The sequence below is a fragment of the Lachnospiraceae bacterium JLR.KK008 genome, assembly GCA_037015955.1.
GTDB lineage: Bacteria > Bacillota > Clostridia > Lachnospirales > Lachnospiraceae > VSOB01.
In genome coordinates this window covers 2,827,460-2,851,903 of sequence record CP143548.1, presented here as the reverse complement: position 1 = coordinate 2,851,903, position 24,444 = coordinate 2,827,460, and the positions used below count along the sequence as shown (strand labels likewise).

At 48.5% G+C, this 24,444-nt stretch carries 24 protein-coding genes and 1 tRNA gene; 22 read left to right on the top strand and 3 right to left on the bottom strand.

The window, feature by feature from the left end; translation table 11 throughout:
- Positions 1-17 precede the first annotated feature (17 nt).
- On the top strand, positions 18-1,454 hold the full coding sequence (locus V1224_14045) for a Cof-type HAD-IIB family hydrolase (protein WWR15579.1): 1,437 nt from the start codon (positions 18-20) through the stop codon (positions 1,452-1,454).
- 48 nt (positions 1,455-1,502) lie between these two features.
- Entirely contained in the window at positions 1,503-2,201 is a 699-nt protein-coding gene (deoC, locus tag V1224_14040; GenBank protein WWR15578.1) for a deoxyribose-phosphate aldolase, read from the top strand.
- Between the two features lie 101 nt (positions 2,202-2,302).
- On the opposite strand, the gene V1224_14035 is transcribed toward deoC, so the two are convergent.
- On the bottom strand, positions 2,303-2,533 hold the full coding sequence (locus V1224_14035) for an HPr family phosphocarrier protein (protein WWR15577.1): 231 nt from the start codon (positions 2,531-2,533) through the stop codon (positions 2,303-2,305).
- Between the two features lie 101 nt (positions 2,534-2,634).
- Here V1224_14035 and mtaB point away from each other — a divergent pair, with 101 nt between their 5' ends.
- The 12 genes from mtaB (at position 2,635) to V1224_13975 (ending at position 12,223) form a co-directional block, all read left to right on the top strand.
- Positions 2,635-4,005, top strand: a complete 1,371-nt coding sequence (mtaB, locus tag V1224_14030; GenBank protein WWR15576.1) for a tRNA (N(6)-L-threonylcarbamoyladenosine(37)-C(2))-methylthiotransferase MtaB — start codon at positions 2,635-2,637, stop codon at positions 4,003-4,005.
- Positions 4,006-4,129: 124 nt separating this feature from the next.
- The gene (locus V1224_14025; GenBank protein ID WWR15575.1) at positions 4,130-4,393 is read left to right on the top strand and encodes an IreB family regulatory phosphoprotein; all 264 of its coding nucleotides are present in this window, start codon (positions 4,130-4,132) and stop codon (positions 4,391-4,393) included.
- Positions 4,394-4,399: 6 nt separating this feature from the next.
- Positions 4,400-4,840, top strand: coding sequence for a Holliday junction resolvase RuvX (gene ruvX, locus V1224_14020; GenBank protein ID WWR15574.1), 441 nt, complete (start codon positions 4,400-4,402; stop codon positions 4,838-4,840).
- Positions 4,841-4,851: 11 nt separating this feature from the next.
- Complete coding sequence (locus V1224_14015; GenBank protein ID WWR15573.1) at positions 4,852-5,121, top strand: DUF1292 domain-containing protein; 270 nt, start codon at positions 4,852-4,854, stop codon at positions 5,119-5,121.
- A 14-nt stretch (positions 5,122-5,135) separates the two neighbouring features.
- Entirely contained in the window at positions 5,136-5,276 is a 141-nt protein-coding gene (locus V1224_14010; protein ID WWR15572.1) for a hypothetical protein, read from the top strand.
- Positions 5,277-6,947 (top strand): ribonuclease J, encoded by a 1,671-nt coding sequence (locus V1224_14005; protein ID WWR15571.1) that lies wholly within the window; start codon positions 5,277-5,279, stop codon positions 6,945-6,947. It abuts the gene before it with no gap.
- Positions 6,948-6,969: 22 nt separating this feature from the next.
- Complete coding sequence (locus V1224_14000; GenBank protein WWR15570.1) at positions 6,970-7,308, top strand: YlbF family regulator; 339 nt, start codon at positions 6,970-6,972, stop codon at positions 7,306-7,308.
- A gap of 28 nt (positions 7,309-7,336) precedes the next feature.
- Positions 7,337-7,723: an endolytic transglycosylase MltG gene (locus V1224_13995; protein ID WWR15569.1), complete on the top strand. Its 387-nt coding sequence runs from the start codon at positions 7,337-7,339 to the stop codon at positions 7,721-7,723.
- Position 7,724: 1 nt separating this feature from the next.
- Positions 7,725-8,366 carry an O-methyltransferase gene (locus V1224_13990; protein ID WWR15568.1) on the top strand — a complete coding sequence of 214 codons (642 nt, stop codon included), beginning with the start codon at positions 7,725-7,727 and terminating at the stop codon, positions 8,364-8,366.
- Between the two features lie 27 nt (positions 8,367-8,393).
- A complete protein-coding gene (locus tag V1224_13985) occupies positions 8,394-9,626 on the top strand; it encodes a U32 family peptidase (protein WWR15567.1) in 1,233 nt (410 codons plus the stop codon).
- Positions 9,627-9,801: 175 nt separating this feature from the next.
- On the top strand, positions 9,802-11,913 hold the full coding sequence (locus V1224_13980) for a glutamine synthetase III (protein ID WWR15566.1): 2,112 nt from the start codon (positions 9,802-9,804) through the stop codon (positions 11,911-11,913).
- Positions 11,914-12,151: 238 nt separating this feature from the next.
- A tRNA-Gln gene (locus V1224_13975) sits at positions 12,152-12,223 on the top strand.
- A gap of 51 nt (positions 12,224-12,274) precedes the next feature.
- Here V1224_13975 and V1224_13970 read toward each other — a convergent pair.
- Together V1224_13970 and V1224_13965 are read right to left on the bottom strand one after the other, a co-directional pair.
- On the bottom strand, positions 12,275-13,819 hold the full coding sequence (locus tag V1224_13970; protein ID WWR15565.1) for a response regulator: 1,545 nt from the start codon (positions 13,817-13,819) through the stop codon (positions 12,275-12,277).
- Complete coding sequence (locus V1224_13965; GenBank protein ID WWR15564.1) at positions 13,797-15,581, bottom strand: sensor histidine kinase; 1,785 nt, start codon at positions 15,579-15,581, stop codon at positions 13,797-13,799. The genes V1224_13970 and V1224_13965 overlap by 23 nt, the downstream gene beginning before the upstream one ends.
- A gap of 213 nt (positions 15,582-15,794) precedes the next feature.
- Between V1224_13965 and V1224_13960 the strand changes: the two genes are divergently transcribed.
- The 8 genes from V1224_13960 to dhaL all read left to right on the top strand — a co-directional run bounded on the left by V1224_13960 (position 15,795) and on the right by dhaL (position 24,354).
- Positions 15,795-16,838, top strand: a complete 1,044-nt coding sequence (locus V1224_13960) for a substrate-binding domain-containing protein (protein ID WWR15563.1) — start codon at positions 15,795-15,797, stop codon at positions 16,836-16,838.
- Between the two features lie 64 nt (positions 16,839-16,902).
- Positions 16,903-17,466, top strand: a complete 564-nt coding sequence (locus tag V1224_13955) for an SIS domain-containing protein (GenBank protein ID WWR15562.1) — start codon at positions 16,903-16,905, stop codon at positions 17,464-17,466.
- Between the two features lie 90 nt (positions 17,467-17,556).
- Positions 17,557-18,669 carry an autoinducer 2 ABC transporter substrate-binding protein gene (locus V1224_13950; protein WWR15561.1) on the top strand — a complete coding sequence of 371 codons (1,113 nt, stop codon included), beginning with the start codon at positions 17,557-17,559 and terminating at the stop codon, positions 18,667-18,669.
- A 95-nt stretch (positions 18,670-18,764) separates the two neighbouring features.
- Positions 18,765-20,303, top strand: coding sequence for a sugar ABC transporter ATP-binding protein (locus V1224_13945; GenBank protein WWR15560.1), 1,539 nt, complete (start codon positions 18,765-18,767; stop codon positions 20,301-20,303).
- Positions 20,300-21,307 (top strand): ABC transporter permease, encoded by a 1,008-nt coding sequence (locus V1224_13940; protein WWR15559.1) that lies wholly within the window; start codon positions 20,300-20,302, stop codon positions 21,305-21,307. Before V1224_13945 ends, V1224_13940 begins: the two co-directional genes overlap by 4 nt.
- 15 nt (positions 21,308-21,322) lie before the next feature.
- Complete coding sequence (locus V1224_13935) at positions 21,323-22,348, top strand: ABC transporter permease (GenBank protein ID WWR15558.1); 1,026 nt, start codon at positions 21,323-21,325, stop codon at positions 22,346-22,348.
- A gap of 334 nt (positions 22,349-22,682) precedes the next feature.
- On the top strand, positions 22,683-23,690 hold the full coding sequence (locus V1224_13930) for a dihydroxyacetone kinase subunit DhaK (GenBank protein WWR15557.1): 1,008 nt from the start codon (positions 22,683-22,685) through the stop codon (positions 23,688-23,690).
- 10 nt (positions 23,691-23,700) lie between these two features.
- Complete coding sequence (dhaL, locus tag V1224_13925) at positions 23,701-24,354, top strand: dihydroxyacetone kinase subunit DhaL (GenBank protein ID WWR15556.1); 654 nt, start codon at positions 23,701-23,703, stop codon at positions 24,352-24,354.
- The last annotated feature ends 90 nt before the right edge of the window (positions 24,355-24,444 follow it).

Here is a 24,444-nt window from a genome sequence, read left to right as displayed (position 1 = left end):
ACAGGAGGAAGTGTAACATGATAATTCGATCTGTAATTTTTGACATGGATGGAGTATTGATCGACAGTGAGCCGGTCTATCAGGAGTGCATCTATCAGGGACTCTTGCCGCTTTATCCATGGGTAAAACGGGAGGACTTTTATCCGATGGCGGGAATGAATGGTACGGAAGATAAGCTCTTTCTCGCCAATCTCACGCACAGAGATGCGTCCGATCCCGATTTTTTAAAGCAGATCAATGATATATTTGGCAACTGTAAGGTGCACTATCCTGACATTATGCGTTCTCAGGTGCCGGAACTGCTCAGGACATTAAAAGAAATGGGGCTGAAGCTGGCGCTGGCCTCTTCCAGCAGCGGCGAGACAATCGAGCAGGTATTGCGCGAGTGCGGACTGAAGGAATACTTTGACGTTGTAGTCAGCGGTTATCAGTTCCGCGAAAGCAAGCCCAATCCGGAGATCTATTTCTGTACGATGGAGCAGCTGGGAAGTACCCCGGAAGAATGCCTGGTGATCGAAGACTCTGATTATGGAATTGAGGCGGGTACGGCGGCGGGAGCTACCGTGGCAGCGCTGCGCGACAGCCGGTTTCCCTTTGATCAGGGCAAGGCGCAACTGCATATTGATTCTCTGGATGAGATTCCGGCGCTCGTGCGCCGGGGCGCAAGGGAGATCAAAGCCGTATTCTTTGATATAGACGGGACATTGGCGGCCATAGGCAGTCACACAATTCCGGAGAGCACGAAGACGGCGCTGCGGCGTCTGAAAGCGCAGGGAATCTCGGTCGTCTTATCTACCGGGCGGCATGTAATGGAGACGGAACAGGAGAATCTTATCTCGGATCTCGTCTTTGACGGAGCGGTCTGGATGAACGGACAACTGTGTGAACTGGGCGGACAGGTGATCTGGGAAAACCATATTCCGGGGGCACAGCTGAAGGCACTGAAAGAATTTCTGGAGAGAAAAGGCCGAAGCTGCGTATTTCTGGAAAAAGATGAGATGTACTGCAATCTGATAGACGAGCGAATGCGCAAAGAGCAGGAGAAGATCGGTACGGCAGTGCCACCGGTGAAAGACCTGGACAGTATAAAAATAGAAGAACGGAAGGTGTATCAGGCGATTCCTTTTATTACGCAGCAGGAGGAAGCGGAGCTTTTGGAGGTGCTGCCAGGCTGTCGGATTACCCGCTGGGGTGAGGAAGTCGTGGATCTGATCGCCGGGGAGGCAGGCAAGGAACAGGGAATCCGTGCCATCTATACGGCGATGGGGATTACTGCCGATGAAGTCATGGCGTTCGGGGACGGAGAAAATGACATTTCGATGCTGGAACTGGCAGGGATTGGCGTTGCCATGGGCAATGCCATCGAGGAGGTAAAGGCGACAGCCGATTATGTGACGGACGACATTGAACAGGATGGCATATACAATGCGCTTGCGTATTTCGGGCTGTTATAGATTACAGAAGCGATACAGACAGGGAAGTAGAAATGGAAAGGGTAAAAAATGGAGAATAGAACAGAGAAACTTACGGCGGAAGAGCTGGCAAACATGATCGATCAGACGCTGCTGAAGCCTGAAGCGACAGAGGATGATCTGCGCGCTCATTGCAGGAAGGCTGCGGAATATCATTTCAAGACCGTGGCCATCAACAATGCCCCGGTGGTGCTCTGCAGGAAATTGCTGGAGGGTACTGGTGTGCTCTGCGATGCTGCGGTCAGTTTTCCGCTCGGACAGTGTACGATAGAGACAAAGGTATTTGAGACCCGTGATATTATTGACAAAGGCGCCGGGGAAGTCGATTATGTTGTCAACGTCTCGGCGGTCAGGAGTGGAAACTGGGACTATGTGGAAGAAGAGATGCGGCGCATTACCGAAGCCTGCCATGAGAAGGATATCCCTTGCAAAGTTATTTTTGAAAACTGCTATCTGACGGACGAGGAGAAGTGCCATCTGTGCGAGATCGCACTGCGGGTAAAGCCGGACTTTATCAAGACGTCCACCGGGTTTGGGACAGGTGGTGCCACGGTGGAGGATGTGCGTCTGATGAAAAAGTGTGTGGGCGACGCTATCAGAATCAAGGCGGCTGGAGGGATACGCACAGCGCAGCAGGCGCTCGCGATGATAGAGGCGGGCGCGGACCGTATTGGTACCAGTCAGGGTGTGGCCATCGTCGATGAGTACCGTAAAATGCTGGAAGAATAAAGAAGGCGCGCAGGAACTTTTACAATAAAAAAGCGGTGTATCGAGCCACTGTGATACACCGTTTATCCTGTCAGTCAGGAAATATATATGTATGTTATGAATTAAATGATATAAGGCTTTAATACGTCCAATACTTCTTCCACATCGTCTTCTGCGTGAATGTTCAGATCGATTGGTTTGGAAAGATCGAGACTGAAAATACCCATGATAGATTTTGCATCAATGACATAGCGGCCGGATACCAGATCAAAGTCATAGTCAAATCGTGTGATGTCGTTGACGAAAGACTTTACCTTATCAATGGAATTTAAAGAAATCTGTACTGTTTTCATTGGGATAACCTCCTTTTGAGCAATCTGTGGTTACTTTTATACTAATGGTAAACAACGGAAAAGTCAATAATAAAAGCATACAAAAAACAGAAAGGGAAGTTATGATAAAAGTAGCGCTGCACAATCTCGGATGTAAAGTAAATGCCTATGAAATGGATGTGATGAGGCAGATGTTATGTGAGAAGGGATATGAGATCGTCCCCTTCGATTCGCGGGCGGATATTTATCTGATCAATACATGCACAGTGACAAATATTGCGGACAGAAAGAGCCGTCAGATGCTTCACCGGGCTAAAAAGCAAAACCCGCAGGCGATAGTGATTGCCGTCGGATGCTATGTGCAGACCGGGAAAGAGACGATAGAAAAGGACGATTGTATTGACCTGGCGATCGGCAATAATAAGAAGAAAGAACTGATCCCGATTCTTGAAGAATATTTGCGCCAGCACAGGGAAGGCAGGCCGGATAAGACGCTGCATGAGACGACGATTTCCGATTTACGGAAACCGGTTCCGTATGAGGAAATGAAGCTGGAACACACGGCGGAGCATACGCGGGCTTATCTGAAAATACAGGATGGATGTAATCAGTTCTGTTCTTATTGTATCATTCCCTTTGCGAGAGGAAGAGTAAGAAGCCGCAGTGAGGAAGATATTGTATGTGAGGCGAAGGGGCTGGCGGAAGCGGGCTATCAGGAGATTGTGATCACAGGAATTCATATCAGCTCTTATGGGATGGATTTCATGAGCAGACAGGCGGTCAGCAATGATAGTGCGGACCGGGTTTACAGAGAGGAAGCTCTTCTTCATCTGATCGGGAGACTGCATGAGATCGGGGGACTGCGCCGGATCAGGCTCGGCTCGCTGGAGCCGCGGATCATAACACGGGGATTTGCAGAAGGACTGAAAGCCTTTCCGAAAGTATGTCCTCATTTTCATCTCTCTTTGCAGAGCGGGTGTGACGCTACGTTAAAAAGAATGAATAGGCATTATCTGGCCAGTGAATACTATGATAAAGTGCAGGTATTGCGGGAGGTATATAAAGATCCGGCGATCACAACCGATGTGATCGTAGGATTTCCGGGCGAGACGGAAGAAGAATTTCTGGAGACGAAGGCTTTTCTGGAGAAGATTGGCTTTTATGAGATGCATGTGTTTAAATATTCGAAGCGACAGGGTACGCGGGCTGCGCAGATGACAGATCAGGTTTCGGACACGATCAAAGCACAGCGCAGCGATGTGCTGCTGGATCTGGCACAGCGGCAGTCGCATACATACAGAGAACGGTTTTTGGGAAAAGAAATGGAGATCCTGTTTGAGGAATCCATAACGATAGACGGCAGAAACTATATGGTAGGGCATACCGGGGAGTATCTCAGGACGGCATTTGAGACAGAGGACGATTTGTCAAACCGGCTTGTGCGCAAACAGCTCTGCGGATTTTTAGACGGAAATACAGTTCTGGCACAGTGATTCTTGAATTTTTCAGATGAATAGAGTATACTATCCCATATAATGAGATAGTTTGCCAGTCGATAACGGCAGGAAAACAGATAGCAAACGAGGATGCGACAGGAAGAAAGAGGAAGTGACAGGAATGCAGGATTTAGGAAATACGCAATTTTTTAATGTGGAAATCGAACCGGAGAACGGGGTTAAGATCGTATTATCGACAGTATACGAAGCGTTGACTGAAAAGGGGTATAATCCTGTCAATCAGATCGTAGGGTACATCATGTCAGGGGATCCTACCTATATTACCAGTCATAAAAATGCCAGAAGCCTGATTATGAAAGTGGAACGGGACGAGCTGGTGGAAGAGATGCTGAAAGAATATATCAACGCGAATCATTGGAAGTAAATGCAGATGAGAATCATGGGATTGGACTACGGGGCTAAGACGGTAGGGGTCGCTGTCAGCGATCCTCTGCAGATTACGGCTCAGGGGATAGAGATTGTCCGGCGTCAGCGGGAAGATAAGCTGCGCCGGACTTTAGCGAGAATTGAAGAGCTGATTGTGGCGTATGAAGTCGACACGATCATACTTGGCTTTCCAAAAAATATGAACGATACGATAGGAGAACGGGCGGAAAAATCGCTCGCTTTTAAGGACAGGCTGGAGAGAAGGACTGGTCTGCCTGTCATTATGTGGGACGAGCGTCTGACGACGGTGGCCGCCAATCAGGCAATGATCGAGGCGGGTATCCGCAGAGAGCGCAGAAAAGAATATGTGGATGAGATCGCGGCCGTATTTATTTTACAGGGATATTTAGACCGTTGTAAATGTGCGGATACAGATAAACAGTAGGGAGAAGTCATTTGGAAAAAATCGTTTTTCGTCCGGAAGGAGAGGCGCCGGTAGCATTTTATGTACTGGAACAGACCACGATAGCCGGTAAAACATATATATTAGTTACAGATACAGAAGAAGGAGACGGAGATGCACTCATTCTGAGCGATGTGTCCGTACCGGAAGACCAGGAAAGTATATATGAGATAGTTACGGAAGAGACAGAACTTTCCGCTGTGGCGGAAGTGTTCGAGCGTATGTTGGAAGATGTGGAGTTGACAGAAGGAGATTTTGAATGAACAGATGAGATGAGGTGAAAGCTGCGTCTGCTTACAGCCGGGGAAGTCAGGCAGACCGGTCGCTTTTACAGGCATCAATTCTGGTGGCGCATCTGCGCATTGTCATTCGGAATCAGACTCTGCATGATGTTGGAAAAATTGTGGAGGTAAATTGATTGAAAAAAAATGTGAATAGTGGTTCCAGACTGAAAGTGATCCCACTTGGAGGTCTGGAACAGATCGGTATGAACATTACTGCTTTCGAATATGAAGACAGTATTGTTGTGGTAGACTGCGGTTTGTCTTTCCCTGATGACGATATGCTCGGAATCGACCTTGTGATTCCGGACATCACATATCTGAAAGAGAATCAGGATAAGGTGAAGGGCTTTATGATCACGCATGGGCATGAAGATCATATCGGCGCCCTCCCGTATGTGCTGAAAGAGCTGAATGTTCCCATCTATGCCACAAAGCTGACGATGGGGATCATCGAAAATAAGCTGAAAGAGCACAATCTTGTGAAAGGAACAAAACGCAAAGTTGTGAAATTCGGGCAGTCCATCAATTTGGGACAGCTGCGGATCGAGTATATTAAAACAAATCACAGTATTGTGGATGCAGCGGCTCTGGCAATTTATTCCCCGGCAGGAACCGTTATTCACACTGGTGATTTTAAAGTAGATTACACACCGGTATATGGAGACGCCATTGATCTGCAGAGATTTGCGGAGATCGGGAAAAAGGGAGTGCTCGCATTGATGTGCGACAGCACGAATGTAGAGCGGCCGGGGTTTACACAGTCTGAACGTACGCTTGGGCGGATCTTTGACACGATATTTTCAGAGCACAAAAATAAGCGGATCATTATTGCAACCTTTGCTTCCAATGTGGATAGGGTACAGCAGATCATTAATTCCGCCTATAAATTCGAGCGCAAAGTCGTTGTCGAAGGCAGAAGCATGGTCAATATTATTGAGATCGCTCAAAATCTGAACCGGATTAGCATACCGGAAAACACGCTGATCGACATCGAACAGCTGAAAAATTATCCGGATGAAAAGACGGTCATCATTACGACCGGAAGTCAGGGCGAGAGTATGGCTGCGCTCAGTCGCATGGCCGGCAGCGTGCATAAAAAGATTTCGATCAAGCCGGGCGATACCGTGATCTTTTCCTCGCATCCGATTCCGGGAAATGAGAAGGCGGTGACAAAGGTAATCAACGAGCTTTCCATGAAGGGTGCGGACGTTATCTTTCAGGACGCCCATGTATCGGGACATGCCTGTCAGGAGGAGATCAAGCTGATCTACACGCTTGTACAGCCGAAATACGCGGTTCCCATACATGGAGAATATAAACATCTGAAAGCGCAGGCCAAGCTGGCACAGGACCTTGGCATCGAGAAAGAAAATATCTTTATCCTGTCTTCCGGAGAGGTGCTGGAACTCAGCGCAGAAAAAGCGGAAGTAACAGGAAAGGTGCCGGTGGGAACAATATTGGTAGACGGTCTTGGTGTTGGCGATGTGGGAAATATCGTACTTCGCGACAGGCAGCATCTGGCGGAGGATGGTATTCTGATCGTTGTGCTGGCGCTGGACAGTGCGGGAAATCAGCTTGTGTCCGGTCCGGACATTGTATCGCGGGGATTCGTGTATGTGAGAGAATCCGATGAACTGATGGAAGAGGCCAGAAGCATAATTGAGGACGGTATCTTAAACTGTCTGGACAGAGGGATCAGCGACTGGGGCAAGATCAAGTCTGTCATTAAGGACTCTCTCAGTGATTTTGTATGGAAGAAGACAAAACGCCGGCCGATGATTCTGCCGATTATTATGGATATATAAGCAAGAGACGGAAGATGAGAGTATGAAAGATACGGAGAAGATCATACAGGAATTCATAGGCCGCCTGAAGCAGACGGAAGAGTATAAACTGTATGTGAAAAATCGTACCAGAGTACGGGAATATCCCGGACTTCAGGAAGAAATCAACGAATATCGCAGGAAAAATTATCTGTTACAAAAGTCGGATGACGAGGAATTGTTTGACCGGATCGACGAATTCGAAAGAGAGTATGAACAGCTGCGTGAGAATCCCGTGGTAGAGGAATATCTGCAGGCGGAACTTGCAGTGTGCAGGATGATTCAGGAAATCAATATGCAGATCGCAGACGCTATTGATCTGGATATTTATCTGGATCTGTAACCGGCGTGCGTGATACAAGGAGGAGACTATGAACGGAAAACAGATCGTAGGCGCCGTTGTGGGGACGGTGACGAAAGTAGTCGTGGCAGCAGTCGTGCTCATGTTTATTTACCGTTATTCGATTATGGCATATGACTATGGGTATCGGATATTCGGTGAGGAAGCGATGGAAGCAGAACCGGGGAGAACGATCAGTGTGGAGATTGCGGAGAGCGACAGCGTGGAGGACATCGGCCAGATGCTGGAGCAGAAAGGTCTGATCCGTGATGCGAAGCTCTTTGTCATTCAGGAGAAACTGTCCGGACTGGAAAATGGGCTGGGAATCGGTACGTTTGAACTGAACACTGCCATGACGGTGGACGAGATGTTGGAGGTCATGGCGGCTCCGGAAGAAGAGACTGCTTCGGAGGAGTGAAATGACGGAGAACGAAAGATTTGTAGCTTATATCAACTCTCTGGAGCAGGAAAATCCGCCATATTTGAATACGCTTGAATGTTATGCCAGGGAAACGGGGGTGCCAGTCATCCGCAGGCAGATGCAAAGCCTGCTTCGTGTCCTGGTCACTTTGAGCAGGCCGGCAAAGATTTTGGAGGTGGGGACTGCCATTGGGTTTTCTGCGCTTTTCATGAGCGAGTATGCGCCTGAAGGTTGTCACATCACGACGATTGAAAAATATGAGAAGAGAATCCCGCAGGCGAGGGAGAATTTTAAGAAAGCCGGGAAAGAGTCTGCGATTACCCTGCTGGAAGGGGACGCGGCAGACATTTTACCGGAGCTTTCCGGCGGTTATGACCTGATCTTTATGGATGCGGCGAAGGGACAGTATATTCATTTCCTGCCCGATGTGCTGCGTCTCCTGCGCACCGGCGGGCTCCTTGTCTCAGACAATGTACTGCAGGATGGGGAGATTATAGAGTCCCGGTTTGCGGTGACGAGACGTAACCGGACGATTCATGCGCGGATGAGAGAATATCTGTATGAATTGAAACATCACTGCGCGCTGGAGACCGTTATTCTGACACTGGGAGACGGAGCGGCGGTGAGTGTGAAGAAATGACATGGGAATATAATGAAAGATAAAAGTATGAAAAAACCGGAATTGTTAATGCCGGCCGGCAGCCTGGAAGTATTAAAAACATCTGTTATCTATGGCGCGGATGCGGTGTATATTGGCGGAGAGGCTTTTGGACTTCGGGCGAAAGCCAAAAACTTTTCTCCGGAGGAAATGGCGGCGGGAATTTCCTTTGCCCATGAGCATGGTGCGAAGGTGTATGTGACTGCCAATATCCTGGCACATAACGAGGATTTGAGGAGCGCGGCTGATTATTTTGAAGAATTAAAGGAGATCCGGCCGGACGCTCTGATTATCTCCGATCCGGGAATGTTTTTGCTTGCCAGGAAGATCTGTCCGGAGATTGAGATCCATATTTCCACACAGGCCAATAACACCAATTACCAGACCTTTCTGTTCTGGCATCAGCAGGGGGCGAAGCGGGTCGTATCGGCGAGAGAGCTTTCTCTGCAGGAGATCAGGGAGATCAGAGCGCATATACCGGACGAGCTGGAGATCGAGAGCTTTGTTCATGGGGCCATGTGCATCTCTTATTCCGGGAGGTGTCTGCTGAGCAATTATTTTACGGGACGGGATGCCAATCAGGGGGCGTGTACCCATCCGTGCCGCTGGAAATACGCAGTAGTGGAAGAGACGAGACCGGGGGAATATATGCCGGTCTACGAAAATGACCGGGGAACTTATATTTTCAATTCCAAAGATTTATGTATGATCGGACATTTGCCGGAGCTGATCGGCGCAGGGATCGACAGTCTGAAGATTGAGGGACGGATGAAGACGGCTTTGTATGCGGCTACGGTGGCGCGCGCCTATCGACGGGCGATCGATGATCTTTTTATCTCTGAGGAGGAATACCGTTCTCATCTGGACTGGTATCTGGAGGAAGCTGCTAAATGCACGCACCGCCATTTTACGACCGGTTTTTATTTCGGAAAACCGGATGAGAACACGCAGATCTATGATTCCAGCACTTATATCAATGAGTACACGTATCTGGGCACGGTTGAAAATGTGGACGACCGGGGCTATGCCATGATTCGCCAGCGCAATAAGTTCTGTACGGGAGAGCACATGGAGATTATGAAACCGGATGGCCGGAACATTCCGGTTACGGCGGCACATATCTTTGATGAGACCGGGATGGAAGTCGAGAGTGCGCCCCATCCGCAGCAGGTGTTGTATGTTGATCTGGCAGGGGAAGTGCAGAAGCATGATCTGCTGCGCAGAAAAGTGTCCGGATCATAGTCGGGAGGGGCGGTAATATGAAACTTAAAATTTGTACTTGCATTTTCCCGGATTATAAGGTATCTTATTAGAAGAAGTCAATGAGACCGTTACAGGGTGTCAGAGGGAAGAACAAGGGCGTTCCAACATGGAGTTGGAGCGTTTTTTTGTTCGACAAGGTGTGAGGAGGAAACGCATGGAAAAAATTTTGAATGTGGAAGAAGTTTTTGGTGAAAATGTATTTACGATGGGAAAAATGAAAGAGCGGCTTCCGAAAAGCGTCTATAAGGCGGTGAAAAAGGTTGTGGACCACGGCGGCGAGCTTTCTCTGGCAGATGCCGATGTGGTGGCAAAAGCTATGAAAGAGTGGGCTGTGGAAAGGGGAGCGACACACTATACCCATTGGTTCCAGCCGCTGACCGGTATCACGGCGGAAAAGCATGACTCTTTCGTGACGCAGGCAGATGAAGACGGCAGAATGCTGATGGAATTCTCAGGGAAAGAGCTGATCAAAGGAGAGCCGGACGCTTCTTCCTTTCCTTCCGGAGGATTGCGCGCCACTTTTGAAGCGAGGGGATATACGGCATGGGACATTACTTCTCCTGCTTTCCTGAAAAAATCGGGAGCAGGTGTTACGCTCTGCATCCCTACGGCGTTTTGCTCTTACACGGGCGAAGCGCTTGACAAAAAGACGCCGCTGCTTCGTTCCATGGAAGCGGTCAGCGGGCAGGCGCTGCGTATCGTGAGGTTGTTCGGGAATACGACGGCCACGAAGGTAGTGGCATCGGTGGGACCGGAACAGGAGTATTTTCTTGTCGATAAGGATAAATATTTACAGCGGAAAGATCTTATCTTTGCCGGACGGACACTTTTCGGGGCGCCGGCGCCCAAAGGGCAGGAGATGGAAGATCATTATTTCGGCGTCATCAGAGAACGTATCGGCGCTTATATGAAAGACCTGAACGAAGAGCTGTGGAAGCTGGGTGTCACTGCCAAGACACAACATAATGAAGTGGCGCCGGGGCAGCATGAACTGGCGACAATTTATGAGACAGCTAACATGGCGGTAGATCACAACCAGGTCGTCATGGAGGCGATGAAACGTGTGGCGATTCATCATGACCTTCGCTGTCTCCTCCATGAGAAACCGTTTGCCGGGGTAAACGGTTCCGGTAAACACAATAACTGGTCGCTCGGAACGGACGACGGTATGAATCTGCTGGAGCCGGGCGAGACACCGAATGAGAACATTCAGTTTCTCCTTGTACTGGCCTGCATCCTCAAAGCTGTCGATACTCATGCGGACCTGCTTCGGCAGAGCGCATCCGATGTGGGGAATGATCACAGACTGGGAGCGAATGAAGCGCCGCCGGCGATTATCTCCGTATTTTTGGGAGAACAGCTGGAAGATGTGGTGAGACAGCTTGTGGAAACCGGAGAGGCTGTCTCCTGTAAGGAGGGCGGCAAGCTGGAGACAGGGGTATCGACACTGCCTGATCTTGAAAAGGATGCCACAGACCGCAACAGAACATCACCGTTCGCTTTTACGGGCAACAAATTTGAGTTCCGTATGGTTGGCTCCGCCGATTCGATCGCGAGTCCCAATACAACGCTAAATGCGATCGTAGCCGAGGCGTTCTGCGAGGCTGCGGATGTGCTGGAGCAGGCGCAGGACCTTGAACGTGCGATCCACGATCTGATCAAACAATATCTGACAGAGCATCAGAGAATTATTTTTAATGGCAATGGTTATGCTGACGAATGGATCGCTGAGGCCAGGAAACGGGGACTTCCGAATATCAAATCGATGATCGAGGCGGTAGAAACGCTGACGACGGATAAAGCGGTCCGGCTGTTCGAAAAATTTGGTATTTTTACAAGAGCCGAACTGGAGTCCCGGGAAGAGATTCTCTATGAGACCTATGCAAAGACGATCAATATTGAGGCGTTGACGATGATCGACATGGCCTCCAAGCAAATATTGCCTGCAGTTGTCAGCTATACAAAGATATTGGCGGATACGGTGCTGGCAGTAAAAGCGGCCGGCGCAGACGCCTCGGTGCAGACGGAACTGCTGCAGGAGGCATCCGGTCTGCTCACAGAGGCCAAAAAAGCCTTGGAAACGCTAAAAGTGGCAGATGCAAAGGCAGCGTCGATGCACGAGGGCAAAGAACAGGCATTTTATTATAAGGATGTGGTCAAGGAAGCGATGGAAGCGCTGCGCAAGCCGGTAGATGCTCTGGAGATGATCGTAGACAAAGAGATCTGGCCGATCCCGTCCTATGGCGATCTGATGTTTGAGGTGTAAAAATATCTTATCTAACGTGGATACCCTCAGTGGATAAGGGGACACACGCCCTGAACCACTGAGGGTAAGCTGGAAAGGTACAGATAGTGCGCTGACTCTCTCCTGCCGGGGTGTGCCTGATGGGAGTGAGTTTTTGGCAAAAATATTTTAATAAAAATAAAAAAACCTCTTGCAAAATTGTCATAAATAGTGTACTATATCAAAGGTGGCTCGTGGGAATCGTTGCCATCAGCAATAATGGGCTATCGCCAAACGGTAAGGCAACGGACTCTGACTCCGTCATTTCAAGGTTCGAATCCTTGTAGCCCAGTAAAAACTCCGGTGAAGGTAATTCACCGGAGTTTTTTTCTGATACAGGGAATCAATCCTCTTCGTTATGTCCCTGCATGACACGGATATACTGGCTCGGTGTCATGCCTGTGCTTTTTTTGAAGATCTGGCTGAAATACTGGGGATTGTTTTCCAATCCGACCTGTCTGGCCACATTCTGGATCTTGTCCACTTCCGTATCGCTGAGCAGTTCCTTTGCTTTTTTGATGCGCACATCTGTCAGATAGCGGGAGAACTTCTGCCCGGTTTCTTTAAAAAATTTCTTGCTCAGATAATCCACATTCATGTAGAGGTAGTTTTCCGCGATCCATTTCAAAGAAAGATCGGAGGCGGAAATATTTTCTTCCACGTATTGCTGCACCTTTTTACTCAGAGCGCCGGTCGACCCGGATGAAGTGTATTCATCCACGAGCAGCTGCAGCTTTGGAATGAGAATGTTGCAGATCTGACCGCAGTCTTCCAGTTTGTCGATCTGCAGTAACAGCTCCGCCGCTGAGACGGCGGTAAAGGTAGGATGGCTGTGAACAAAGGTTATAATGACGGAGGAAGAAATTTGTTTCAGAAACTCCGCGTCCGTGATACTGCTCAAAAGATCGCACAGCAGGGAAAAGGATGCGGCCATCTTCTCCTGGCTGGGACCATGGATATGAGTGGTCAGTTCCAGCACATCCTGAAGTACATTTTTATAATTGTTGATCGTTATAAAGTTTGTACTGTTTGTGTAATAGACCGTATCGAATCTTCGCACCTTGCGGATGATTTCACACAAGGCCGACGAAAAACTGTCAAATGTCTTTCGCTCATAGACCATTTCCGTGGACTGAAATGGATAGCATAGATGGGAGATATAAGCGTCCAGAGGAGCGCAGTCGATGCCGGCGGAATTAAATAAAAAGATACAGGTATTTTTGACATACAGGGTATAGAGCGCGAGCCGCGGAAAATATTGATTGCGGAAGGCGGTGACATCCTGCACTGCCAGTGTCTTGTTTGTCTCCTCCAGAAAGTAAAGGTAGGCTACGTCGTAGGAAGGAGAGGGTGAGGCAAAGTAACGGCTTTTGTCTTCCAGCTCTCTCTCAAAATCCGCCGAGTTTGTATAAAAAGAGGCCAGACCGCTGTTGATCAGGTTGATGATCAGACTGTTCTGGAACTGTGTATTTAACAGTGAGGTTCCCTGAAAGTCAGGGGAAGTGGCACAGAGCGCATAGTAATCTTTGATCACTTCTTTCAGACAGTGGATGATCTGGTTTTCGTTGCACGGTTTTACGAGATAATGTCTGACTCCGAATTGCATGGCTTTCTGCGCGTATTCAAATTCGCTGTATGCGGACAGAATGATAAACTGTGTGTTTTTATTGAGAGCGTATATCTTTTCGATCAGATCAAGACCGGACAGAAGGGGCATTCTGATGTCAGTCAATACAATCTCCGGATACTCATCCAAAATCATATTGTAGGCTTCCATGCCGTTCTTCACGCAACCGATCAGATTCAGCCCAAGGCTTTTCCAGTCGATCAGATTGGCGATCGTTTCCCGTATGATTTTTTCATCATCAGCAATCAGTATTTTTAACATAAATTTCTCCTGGAATACGAATCTGGGCAACTGCGTGGTCGTCATCAAGATTGAACAGGAAGAGACCATAACCGTTACCATAAGTTAGCTGCAGACGCTGCTGAATATTTAAAAGGCCGATTCCGAAGCCTTTTGGCGACAGAGATTTGCTGGATAGTTTCTCAAAGAGATTGTCTTCAAACTGGGAGCCATTATTGATGATCTCTATGGAAATATCGTTTCCTGTTTCCTGACAGATAATACGGATCAGGCATTTCTCATCATTTGTCTCCATGCCATAATGAATGGCATTTTCCACCAATGGCTGAATGGTCAACTGAGGCAGTAACAAATTCAGAAACTTTTCCGGTATCTCTTCTTCGTATGACAACATGTCATCAAAACGAATCTTTTGTATTGTAATATAATTGTGTACGATTGATAATTCGTGCTGCAAGGTGACAAGGCGCTCCTGTGTGCTGATTGTGGAACGGAGCATGGAGCCGAGGGCCTCGACCATCTCGGAAATTTGGGGCTCATTAATGGCTTTTGCTCTCCAGTTGATGGACTCCAGCGTGTTGTAGAGAAAGTGTGGATTAATCTGGCTCTCCAGCGCCTTCAGTTTTGCATCTTTGGCAAGTATTTCATTGACATAATTTTCCTGGATCAGATGCCGCAGCCTTTGCGCCATATGGTCGAAACGATTATGGATAATACCGATCTCATCGGTTCGGCGGCTGTAATCATATCCGGTGTCGGGGATTTCTGATTCATTTTTTTCAAATTCATTGATTTTAAAGATCAGCCTCTGAAAATCTTTGGAGATCGAGGAGGCGATCGTCTTGCAGATCAATGAGAGCGCGACGGCGGCGATCAGAAGGATGACAATGGAAAGTATTTTGGAGACGAGAATCGTGCGGGCAATCGAATCGTAAGGGATCATACAGATATAATCCCAGGACATGGAATCGATAATACCGCCCACGCAGAAATACTTCTTATTATTAGTCTCTAAAATACAATAAGGGCCTTTAAACTGTTGTTTGATCTCAGCAGCGGAAGCGTCGCTCAATAATTTGGAATGATAGATGTCTTTGTCGCCCTGGTATAATATATAAGGTGTCGTATCGGTCAGCAGCACGGACTGCGTGGAGTTTTTGATCAGTTTATCCATGTCTACCGCGACGATGACAGTTCCCAGGGTGTTAAATTTCATCTGATTGACCTGTCGGCTGTCCCGGGCGAGAAAGAGGCCGTATTCATTACAGTAATCGGTGATCCAGCAGGGATAACCGGAGTTTTTTCCCGAAGCGTCAATGATGGATTCGACGATGTCATCAGGAAGGGAGGTGATCTGTGGCTCATAACTGCTTACCATAAACTTAGGGGTATACAGATTGATATAGTTCAGGCTGTTGTTGCGGTTCGTCTGATAATAGTCAAAGATCAGGACAGTGAGCATATTTTTTGAGTTGGCAATGCGGATCTCGTTGTCGGTGTTATGAGCGGCAATGAGATTTTTCTGTACCGTTTTGTTGGAGACAATGGTGCTTGCCATGGATTCAATATCAATCAGCCTTGATGAAATATCTGTCGCACTGTAGTTCAGAGAGCCGGCCAAAACCTGATACAGAAGATCATTGGCGGACGTCTGGACATAATTAATTGTAAACAGCGACACGAGGAACGTCGAAAAAATGGAAAGAAAAATCAGGGAAAGAATTTTCTTGCCCAGTGGAAGATTGGATATATTCTGAAAAAGAGTATGAAGCCTTCTGATCATTTTGCCTGACTGGTCTCCTTCTATATTTATGGATTTTGACCTTATTATATTGAGATTTATATATGAAAACAATAAATACAAAAAAGATGTCGGTTTTTAAAAAACAGAAGTCGGATATTATGATTTTCATAGAGTGGAGGAATTTATATAATGCAATCAGATACAAAAAATGTGAGTGAAAACGGCAAAGCGGATCAGAGAAAAAGATGTTTTATGAAGAGAAGAACAATAAGCGCTATTGTGTGCGCGGTCATGATCGGGTATCTGCTGACCGGCTGCAGTAACGGGCCTATAGCATCTCCGGAGAATGTGGAGGAAAGCAGCACGGACGAAAAGACGGCGAACCCCTCGGACTATAATGTGGTAATGGTAGTAAAACAGAGTGATTCCTGGTTTGACGATATGACATTTGGCGTGAATCAGCTGAAAAGGGATACGGGGCTGAATGTTTCAGTGCAGGTTCCTGAGAGGGGAGACGCGGCAAGCCAGATCTCGATCATGGAAGATTTGATTGCCTGGGGCCCGGATGCGATCTGTGTGGTACCCAATGACCCGATCGCCCTTCTTCCGACGATCAGGAAGGCGAGAGCGGCTGGAATCATCGTTGTTACTCATGAGGCTCCCGGAATTGCAGATAAAGTGGATCTGGATGTGGAGGCGTTTAACAATCAGGAATTTGGAGAGCTGTTCGGTGAAAGTCTGGCACAGGCCATGGGCGGAAAAGGGCAATATGCCGGCCTTGTGGGCGGACATGCAATGGATACGCATATGGAATGGTACAGAGCAGCTGTCGATTATATTACGCAGCAGTATCCGGAGATGGAATGTGTCACGGAGGAACCTTATGAAGATGGCAACAGCATCAGCGGCGCACATGACAGAACACTGGAGATTTTGACAGAGCACCCGGATATTGGAGGATTGTTTGACTGTTCTCTGCATGGCATCGGTATCTGTGAAGCTCTGGAAGAGAAAAACAGGGAAAAAGATGTGAAAGTGATCTCGCTGGCGCTTCCTTCTGCCTCTGCCGATTATCTGCGAAACGGCCTGATGCAGCATGGACAGGCATGGAGACCGGCAGATGCAGGTTATGCCACTTGCTATGCGGCTTATCTGCTCGCCTCCGGTCAGGGGATTGAGACGGGGACGGATCTGAAGATCACCGGATATACAAGCATTAATCTGCGGGGTAATATCGCCTACGGATATGCACCGCTGGAATTTACGGCGGAAAACATCGACAACTATAACTTTTAAAATGCCGGCGGAAATCTGAGAGAGGCAAATACAGATAAAAGCGATGAGAAAGAGGGGGTAACGGATGGATTACAAAGAGAGATATGAGAAACTGCTCGATGAGCACAGACAGGTTTTTGAAACAATGGATCAGGAAGGGATGAGACAGTTCGTCGAGACGATCAAACAATATGACCGTATTTTTCTGATCGGGGTCGGAAGAGAAGGGATGATGACAAGAGCTTTTGCCATGCGTCTGATGCATATGGGAAAAGAGATTCACTGGATCTGGGATGACACGACACCGGGTATCGGAAAAGGGGATCTGCTGATCGCAACCTTAGGAGACGGAAGGATCGGACATATCGATTATGTATGCCGCAGGGCGAAAGAGGCGGGCGCTTATATTTATGTTGTTACCGGTTCTCCCAGCGGAAGCACGGCGAAGGAAGTGGCTGATGCAGTCTTTTTTATACCGGCGGCCGTTTACAGAGGGACGGATGAAGTCGTACCGTCAGCGCAGCCGATGGGTAATCTTTTTGAGCAGAGCCTGCTGCTCAATCTGGACATTGTCGTAATGATGCTCGTCGACGAGATTCCTGAGCTGAGCTTTGAGAAGATGGCGGGACGGCACCGGAATATTGAGTGACAGGAAAGACCGGTCATCGATTTCCAGTAAAAATCGGTATAGATACGTTTACGTATTTATATAAATATGAATCCAAGGGAGGAAAAAAGAATGAAGAAGAAAATCTTGAGTGCATTACTCAGCGCAGCAATGGTAGCGACTCTTCTGGTCGGCTGCGGCAGCAGCGCGCCGGAACAGGCGGCGGCACCGGCGGCAGAAGAAGCAGCTCCGGCAGAGGAAGAGGCGGCTCCGGCTGAAGAGGCAGGAGAAGAAACGGCAGCTCCGGCAGCAGAGGGCGCAGGGGATGCAGAGTTTACGATTGCATTGTGCGCAAAGACAGAAGGTATCGCATGGTTTGACGATATGCGTACCGGTGTCGACGAATTCAACGCAGACCATGACGATGTGTATGCCTATGAGATCAATCCGGAAGGCAGTGACGCTGCAAAGCAGAACGCAATGCTGGAAGACCTGATCGCTCAGGGCGTTGATGCGATCTGCTGTGTACCGGTTGACGCACAGGCAGTTGCCGCAACACTTCAGAAAGCAAGAGATGCCGGAATCGTTGTCGTGACACATGAGGCATCCGATATTCTCGACAGCGTTGACTATGACCTGGAAGCGTTTGACAATGACTATTTCGGAACGCTGTATGGCCAGTATCTCGCAGAGGCAATGGGTGGTGAAGGCCAGTATTATGCGGCAGTAGGCGGCCTTGGCATGACAACACATATGCAGTGGTTCAACTCCATGGTAGCTTATCTGGAAGAGAATCATCCGGATATGGAACTTGTAAATCCCAACGGAACACCGGGCGAGGATGACAACAACGAGGCGACAGCATACGATCTTGCCGTACAGGCAATCGCAGCTTATCCGGAATTGAAAGGTCTTGTTGACTGTGCAGCTTCTTCCAACGGTATGGCACTTGCACTCGAGGAACAGGGACGTACGGACATCAAACTGGTCGGACTGGCAACACCTTCTCAGGGCGGCGCTTATATCAAGAGCGGCACACAGTACAGAGGACTTTGCTGGAGACCGGCAGACGCAGGCTATACTGCATGTGAGATCGCTTATAAGATCCTCAAAGGAGAAGAGATCACAGAGAGCACTTCCTTCACCAAAGAAGGTTATGACAAGATCACAATCGAAGGCAACCTGATCAGCGGTAACGCTCCGCTTGTCTTCACACCGGAAAACGTTGACGATTATCCGTTCTAAGGAAAATTTAAGGAAACTACATATCGTATCTTGAGGTTGTGCAGGTGGCAGACACCTGCACAACTTTTAAAACTATCCACAAGGGGCAGCATCTTATGACGAATGCAAAGAATATTGTTGTAGCAGAACATATCTGTAAAAGCTATGTGGGAGTACAGGCCCTTGACGATGTCAGTATTACGATCAAAGAGGGGGAGATCAAATGTCTGGCCGGTGAAAATGGCTGCGGGAAATCTACTTTCGTAAAGATCATTGCCGGTGTCGAGAACTGTACTTCCGGTTCTATTGAGATTAATGGAAAGAACCTCACAAAACATACGGCGATGGACGCCATCAATGAAGGGATTCAGGTTATCTTTCAGGATCTGTGTCTGTTTGACGCCATGAGCGTGGCCGATAACATTGCCATGAACAAGCTGATCAAAGAGGGGAAACCATTAACAAACAAAAAGGAAATAGAAAAGATCGCGCAGGACGCATTGAATCTGATTGGCGTCACATTACCGCTCGACGTACAGGTTAAGGAGTTATCAATCGCAAACAGGCAGATTATAGCGATCTGCAGGGCACTTGCACTGGATGCGAGACTGTTGTTTATGGATGAGCCGACGACGGCATTGACAAAAAATGAAGTCGACGCACTTCTGGACATTGTCCTCGGACTGAAAAAGAGGAACATTGCTGTCGTATTCATCAGCCATAAACTGGACGAAGTCATGCGGATCGCAGACAGCATCACCGTCATACGCGATGGTCATAAGATCGGCGATTTTGCGGCGGATGAGATGGACTCCAGAAAGCTGGCTTATCATATGACAGGGCGTCAGGTCGACTATCAGAAATATGAGCGGAAATGCTCGGAAAATCAGAATATTTTAGAGGTAAAAGATCTCTGTAAAAAAGGCAATTATGAGAATATTAATTTCTCCGTGAGAAAAGGGGATATTCTCGGCATTACCGGACTGCTTGGCGCAGGGCGCACGGAGCTTGCACTTTCTGTATTTGGCATGAATAAACCGGACAGTGGTGAGATATGGTTCGAGGGGGAGAGAGTGACCATCGCCAGTCCGCAGGATGCCATCGACCTGGGTATCGGTCTGGTGCCGGAGGAGCGGGACACGCAGGGATTGTTTTCAAAAAAGAGTGTAAATGAAAATGTTGCAGCGGCAATCCTGAAGAGACTGAAAGGATTTATGGGCAATATCGATTCCCGCGGCTCCAGAAAACTGGCCAAAGAGTCGATCGATCAGTTCCGGATCAAGGTCTACAATGAGGATACAATTATCAATACATTATCCGGCGGAAACCGTCAGAAAGCGCTGATTGCCAGATGGGCGGCCTCTCACCCGAAACTGTTTATTCTCGACACGCCTACGGTGGGAATTGACATCGGCTCCAAAGCGGAGATCTATGAATATATTCAGCAGTTTGCAGCAGACGGAATCGGTGTCATTATCATTTCGGATGAAGTGGAAGAGATCGTGAGCAACTGTAACCGGGTGATCGTTATGTTTAACGGTGGCATCGTAAAAGAATATTCGGAAGAAGAAATGAAAGTGCCGAATATCAAGCAGCAGATCAATGAGCTGGTGGAGTCCGGAAAGATCACTGCAGAGAAAGGGGTGGAATCATGATGATATGGAAAAAAATTGATAAGACCCAGCGATTTCTGATCGCCATCATCGTCGTATACAGTATCGTAGTGGCGATGAAAAATACACAGTTCATGACGTTGACGACACTCTTTAATCTGGTGAGATCGTCCGCAGGCACAACGATTCTTGCGATGGGTGTTCTGGTCATTATGATCTCAGGCGGTATTGATGTATCATTCCCGGCGGTGGCGATCTTTGGCGGCTACACTTCCCTGCGCATTTGCATGGCATACGGGATCGAAAGCCTGTTTGCCGCATTTGCGATCTCGATCGTAATCGGGATTCTTCTTGGCCTTTTGAACGCACTGCTGATCAATATTCTGAAACTGGAGCCGTTTATTATTACGCTCTCTACTGCAAGCGTCTACTTTGGACTGATGACAATCCTTGTAGGTACGAAAAACGTGGGCGCCAGTGACTTACCGGCACAGTTTAAAATGCTCAGTTCAGCGAAACTGATCACGACGACGAATGCATATGGGGGGACGATCGGTCTGTCGGTGTTTATCATTCCTGTTGTTCTCTGCGTCGTCGCGACCTGGTTTCTCTTGAACAAATGCCTGATCGGAAAAGGTATCTTCGCCATGGGCTGTAACAATGAGGCGGCGAGAAGGGCCGGCTTCAACGTCAATCTTCTGCGATTTTTCATTTATGGCTATTCGGGTTTCCTGGCCGGTATCATGGGCGTTATCTACATTGCAGGCACAAATTCCGTCAACCCGGTCTCTCTCGTGGGAACGGAGATGTCGGTCATTGCCTGTGTCGTGATCGGAGGCGCGGCGCCTCAGGGCGGCTATGGGAAGATCTTTGGCACGATCCTCGGTGTGATCTTGTATTATCTGTTTAACCAGACGCTGATCTATCTGGGCCTCTCGGCTTCCTGGCAGGACTTCTTTATGGGTATCGTTCTTTTGTTCAGTATTATCACGACCTCTTATCAGAGACGTCTGAAAGACAGAAAGAACTTTATCTATACGGAATAAGAAGGAGGAGGCGCAATGAAAAAAATAAAAGAGTCTCTCAGCAGAGACATCTCAATGGTAATCTTATTTGGATTTTTCTTGGCAGTCTGTCTGTTGATGATCGTCAGTTTCGGTACGAGCATGTTTAACGGAACGACGCTTGCCAGTATGGGCTTCCAGTTATCGGAAGTGGCGGTGCTTGCCTTTGGTATGGCGTTATGTATGCTGCTTGGAGGCATTGATCTTTCCATCGTGGCGATCGCCAATCTCTCCAGTCTGGTGACTGCGATGGTTCTGACCGGAAAATTTTTCGACATCGAAAAGACCGGGAGCTTTGTCACGATCCTGGCGGCTGTCATCGTGGCGATCACGATCAGCATTGTGTGCGGTTTTCTGAATGGTGTCATCATCTCCAAATTTTCCGTGTCACCGATCGTGGCGACGCTGTCCACGATGACGTTTTACACCGGGATCGCGATGGGGATCACCGGGGGCAACAGTATCGGTGGTTATCCGGCCGCGTTCACGAAATTCGGCAGCAGTAAGCTGGCGGGTATCCCACTTGTATTTATCGTGGCAGTGATTGTGTTTGTCATTCTGATCCTTGCACTGGATCATACGAAACTGGGACATGAGATCCACTATATCGGAGAAAATCATACGGCATCCCGGTTTACCGGTATCGATAATGAGAAAGTAATCATGAAGGTATACACCCTTTCCGGTCTGATGGCAGGCATTGCCTCCCTGATTATCATGGCCAGATCGGATTCTGCCCGCTGCGGGTATGGGGATACCTATCAGTTGCAGGTCATTATGATCTCAGTGCTGGGCGGTATCAGTCCGTCGGGCGGTAAGGGCCGTCTCTACGGCGTGTTTATTGCAACATTCTGTATGCAGCTCATGCAGACGGCGTTTACCCTGTGGCAGTTCTCTCCTTATTCCAAAAAGCTCATCTGGGGCATGATGCTCCTCGTGATCATGCTGATCAATATGGTGCAGGAGCGTGTGACACAGAAAGCGAAGATCCGGGAGATGACAGCAAAGCGTGCGAGTGAATGACAAGTCAGATGGTATGAAAAAAGACAGGTGATTGCAAAACAACAGATCGGATGAAATTTCACAAAATTCGTAAAGTCGTGCAGAATCATTTCCTTTCTGCAAAAGCCTCGAAAGTCAGACACGCCGGACATTCCGACGAGCCTGTTACTGCAAAAAACATGTTCCGCAAAGGCGTCCATGTTTTTTCAGTCTCCTCTCCATGGCGGTCAAATGCCCTTCTCAGCTTTCACAGAAGGAAATGATCTGGCCGATATGAATTGCATTTTGTGAAATTTCTTAAATACTTATGTTTTGCAATCACCCGGTAAAAACATTCGGAAGGGAGTAATCATATATGCAGAGAATTTTAAATGATCCGGACAATATTGTAGAAGAAATGCTGGAAGGATTTCTGAAGGCGCATCCTGATCTTGTGGAAGCGACGGAAAATCCGCGGGCGATAAAGTCTGTGTTTCCGACGGCCGGCCGCGTGGCGGTTGTCACAGGCGGAGGCTCGGGACATAAACCGGCGTTTATCGGGTTTTGTGGGGAGAACCTGTGCGACGGCATTGCAGTTGGGGAGATCTGTTCGTCTCCCACGGCCAAAGCGTTTCTGGATACGTTCACGGCGGTCGATGGCGGCAAGGGTGTTGCCTGCCTGTACGGAAATTATTCCGGTGACAACATGAATGTAAAAATGGCCGTAAAGATGGCGAAGAAGCAGGGTCTGACTGTAAAGACGGTTGTCTGCAACGATGATGTGGCGAGCGCGCCATTTACAGAGAGAGACAAAAGGCGGGGGATTGCCGGCGAGGTTGTCATGTATAAATGCGGCGGTGCGATGGCAGCCACCGGTGCGGATCTCGACGAGGTAATCCGCGTGGCGCAGAAGTCGGTAGACTGGACGAGAAGTGCAGGCATCGGTCTGACACCGTGCACGCTGCCGGCAGTCGGTCATCCGAACTTTGAGATCAAGGACGGGACGATGGAAGTGGGCGTAGGCCCCCATGGAGAACCAGGTATGGAAGTACGGCCTCTGGAGACAGCAGCAGGTATGGCGAAGATTATGACAGATGTGGTTCTGGGCGACTTCGAGAACGATATGCCGGTGAAAGCAGGGGACGAGATCTGCGTTCTGATCAACGGTATGGGCGCAACTCCGCTGAATGAACTGTATGTTCTTTATAATGAAGTTGTCAAACTTATGGAAGCAAAGGGGATCAAAGTTTATAAATCTTATGTGGGCAATTATCTCACGTCCATGGATATGATGGGCGCTTCTCTGACCGTGACAAAACTGGATGGGGAATTGAAACAGATGTTTGACACACCGGTATATTCCATGGGACTGCGGCAGAGATAGGAGGAGCGCGATGAAAGAGACATTTTTCAATGCGGACGGCAAAAGCGTTTTGCTGAAAATGGTAAGGGGGATTCAGGAGAATAAAGATTTCCTCGGAGAAGTGGACGGACTGATCGGGGACGGCGATCATGGCATGAACATGAACAAGGGATTTTCCGTGTTTGAGGAACGGTTTGCCGGACAGGAGTTTTCTTTTTCGGAAGGGTTAAATGAGCTTGGCATGATCCTGATGAATGAGATCGGCGGTTCCATGGGACCGATCTACGGGACGATTCTCACCGATATGGGCGATGCGGCGGATGAGAGCGGCAAAGAAGAGATCGGACTTGCGGATCTGGCGGAGTATCTGAATGCGGGTCTGGAAGGTCTGCTGGAGATTGTGGATGCGCGTGTGGGCGATAAAACACTTGTCGATACACTTGCCCCGGCTGTGGAATCACTGAAAAAGGATGCGGAAGCCGGAACGGATTTTGCACAGGCGCTGGAACATATGAAAGCGGCAGCGCTTGCGGGAAGAGACTCGACCAAAGAGCTGGCGGCGAAGTACGGACGCTCGAGCCGCCTGGGAGAGCGTTCCAGAGGCGTGCTTGATGCAGGTTCCTGCTCCTGCTATATTATATTAGAAGCGATGGCAGAGGGGATCGGGGAACTGCTGGGAGCGTGAGGAAAAGAGTTTAAAAATAAAAAGGAGAGAATGCCATTCCGGGAAAGAATGTCACTCTTTCCTTTTTTTCATGGTCGTGCTACAATAAGA

Bases quoted from the DNA above. Each gene is read 5' to 3' on its own strand.
- V1224_14000 (WWR15570.1), top strand. From the start codon at position 6,970: ATGAAAGATACGGAGAAGATCATACAGGAATTCATAGGCCGCCTGAAG.
- V1224_13965 (WWR15564.1), bottom strand. From the start codon at position 15,581: ATGATCAGAAGGCTTCATACTCTTTTTCAGAATATATCCAATCTTCCA.
- V1224_14035 (WWR15577.1), bottom strand. From the start codon at position 2,533: ATGAAAACAGTACAGATTTCTTTAAATTCCATTGATAAGGTAAAGTCT.
- V1224_13985 (WWR15567.1), top strand. From the start codon at position 8,394: ATGAAAAAACCGGAATTGTTAATGCCGGCCGGCAGCCTGGAAGTATTA.
- V1224_13970 (WWR15565.1), bottom strand. From the start codon at position 13,819: ATGTTAAAAATACTGATTGCTGATGATGAAAAAATCATACGGGAAACG.
- ruvX (WWR15574.1), top strand. From the start codon at position 4,400: ATGAGAATCATGGGATTGGACTACGGGGCTAAGACGGTAGGGGTCGCT.
- V1224_13945 (WWR15560.1), top strand. From the start codon at position 18,765: ATGACGAATGCAAAGAATATTGTTGTAGCAGAACATATCTGTAAAAGC.
- dhaL (WWR15556.1), top strand. From the start codon at position 23,701: ATGAAAGAGACATTTTTCAATGCGGACGGCAAAAGCGTTTTGCTGAAA.
- V1224_13955 (WWR15562.1), top strand. From the start codon at position 16,903: ATGGATTACAAAGAGAGATATGAGAAACTGCTCGATGAGCACAGACAG.
- V1224_14045 (WWR15579.1), top strand. From the start codon at position 18: ATGATAATTCGATCTGTAATTTTTGACATGGATGGAGTATTGATCGAC.
- V1224_13995 (WWR15569.1), top strand. From the start codon at position 7,337: ATGAACGGAAAACAGATCGTAGGCGCCGTTGTGGGGACGGTGACGAAA.
- deoC (WWR15578.1), top strand. From the start codon at position 1,503: ATGGAGAATAGAACAGAGAAACTTACGGCGGAAGAGCTGGCAAACATG.
- V1224_13940 (WWR15559.1), top strand. From the start codon at position 20,300: ATGATGATATGGAAAAAAATTGATAAGACCCAGCGATTTCTGATCGCC.
- V1224_13960 (WWR15563.1), top strand. From the start codon at position 15,795: ATGAAGAGAAGAACAATAAGCGCTATTGTGTGCGCGGTCATGATCGGG.
- V1224_14025 (WWR15575.1), top strand. From the start codon at position 4,130: ATGCAGGATTTAGGAAATACGCAATTTTTTAATGTGGAAATCGAACCG.
- V1224_13990 (WWR15568.1), top strand. From the start codon at position 7,725: ATGACGGAGAACGAAAGATTTGTAGCTTATATCAACTCTCTGGAGCAG.
- V1224_13935 (WWR15558.1), top strand. From the start codon at position 21,323: ATGAAAAAAATAAAAGAGTCTCTCAGCAGAGACATCTCAATGGTAATC.
- mtaB (WWR15576.1), top strand. From the start codon at position 2,635: ATGATAAAAGTAGCGCTGCACAATCTCGGATGTAAAGTAAATGCCTAT.
- V1224_13950 (WWR15561.1), top strand. From the start codon at position 17,557: ATGAAGAAGAAAATCTTGAGTGCATTACTCAGCGCAGCAATGGTAGCG.
- V1224_13930 (WWR15557.1), top strand. From the start codon at position 22,683: ATGCAGAGAATTTTAAATGATCCGGACAATATTGTAGAAGAAATGCTG.
- V1224_13980 (WWR15566.1), top strand. From the start codon at position 9,802: ATGGAAAAAATTTTGAATGTGGAAGAAGTTTTTGGTGAAAATGTATTT.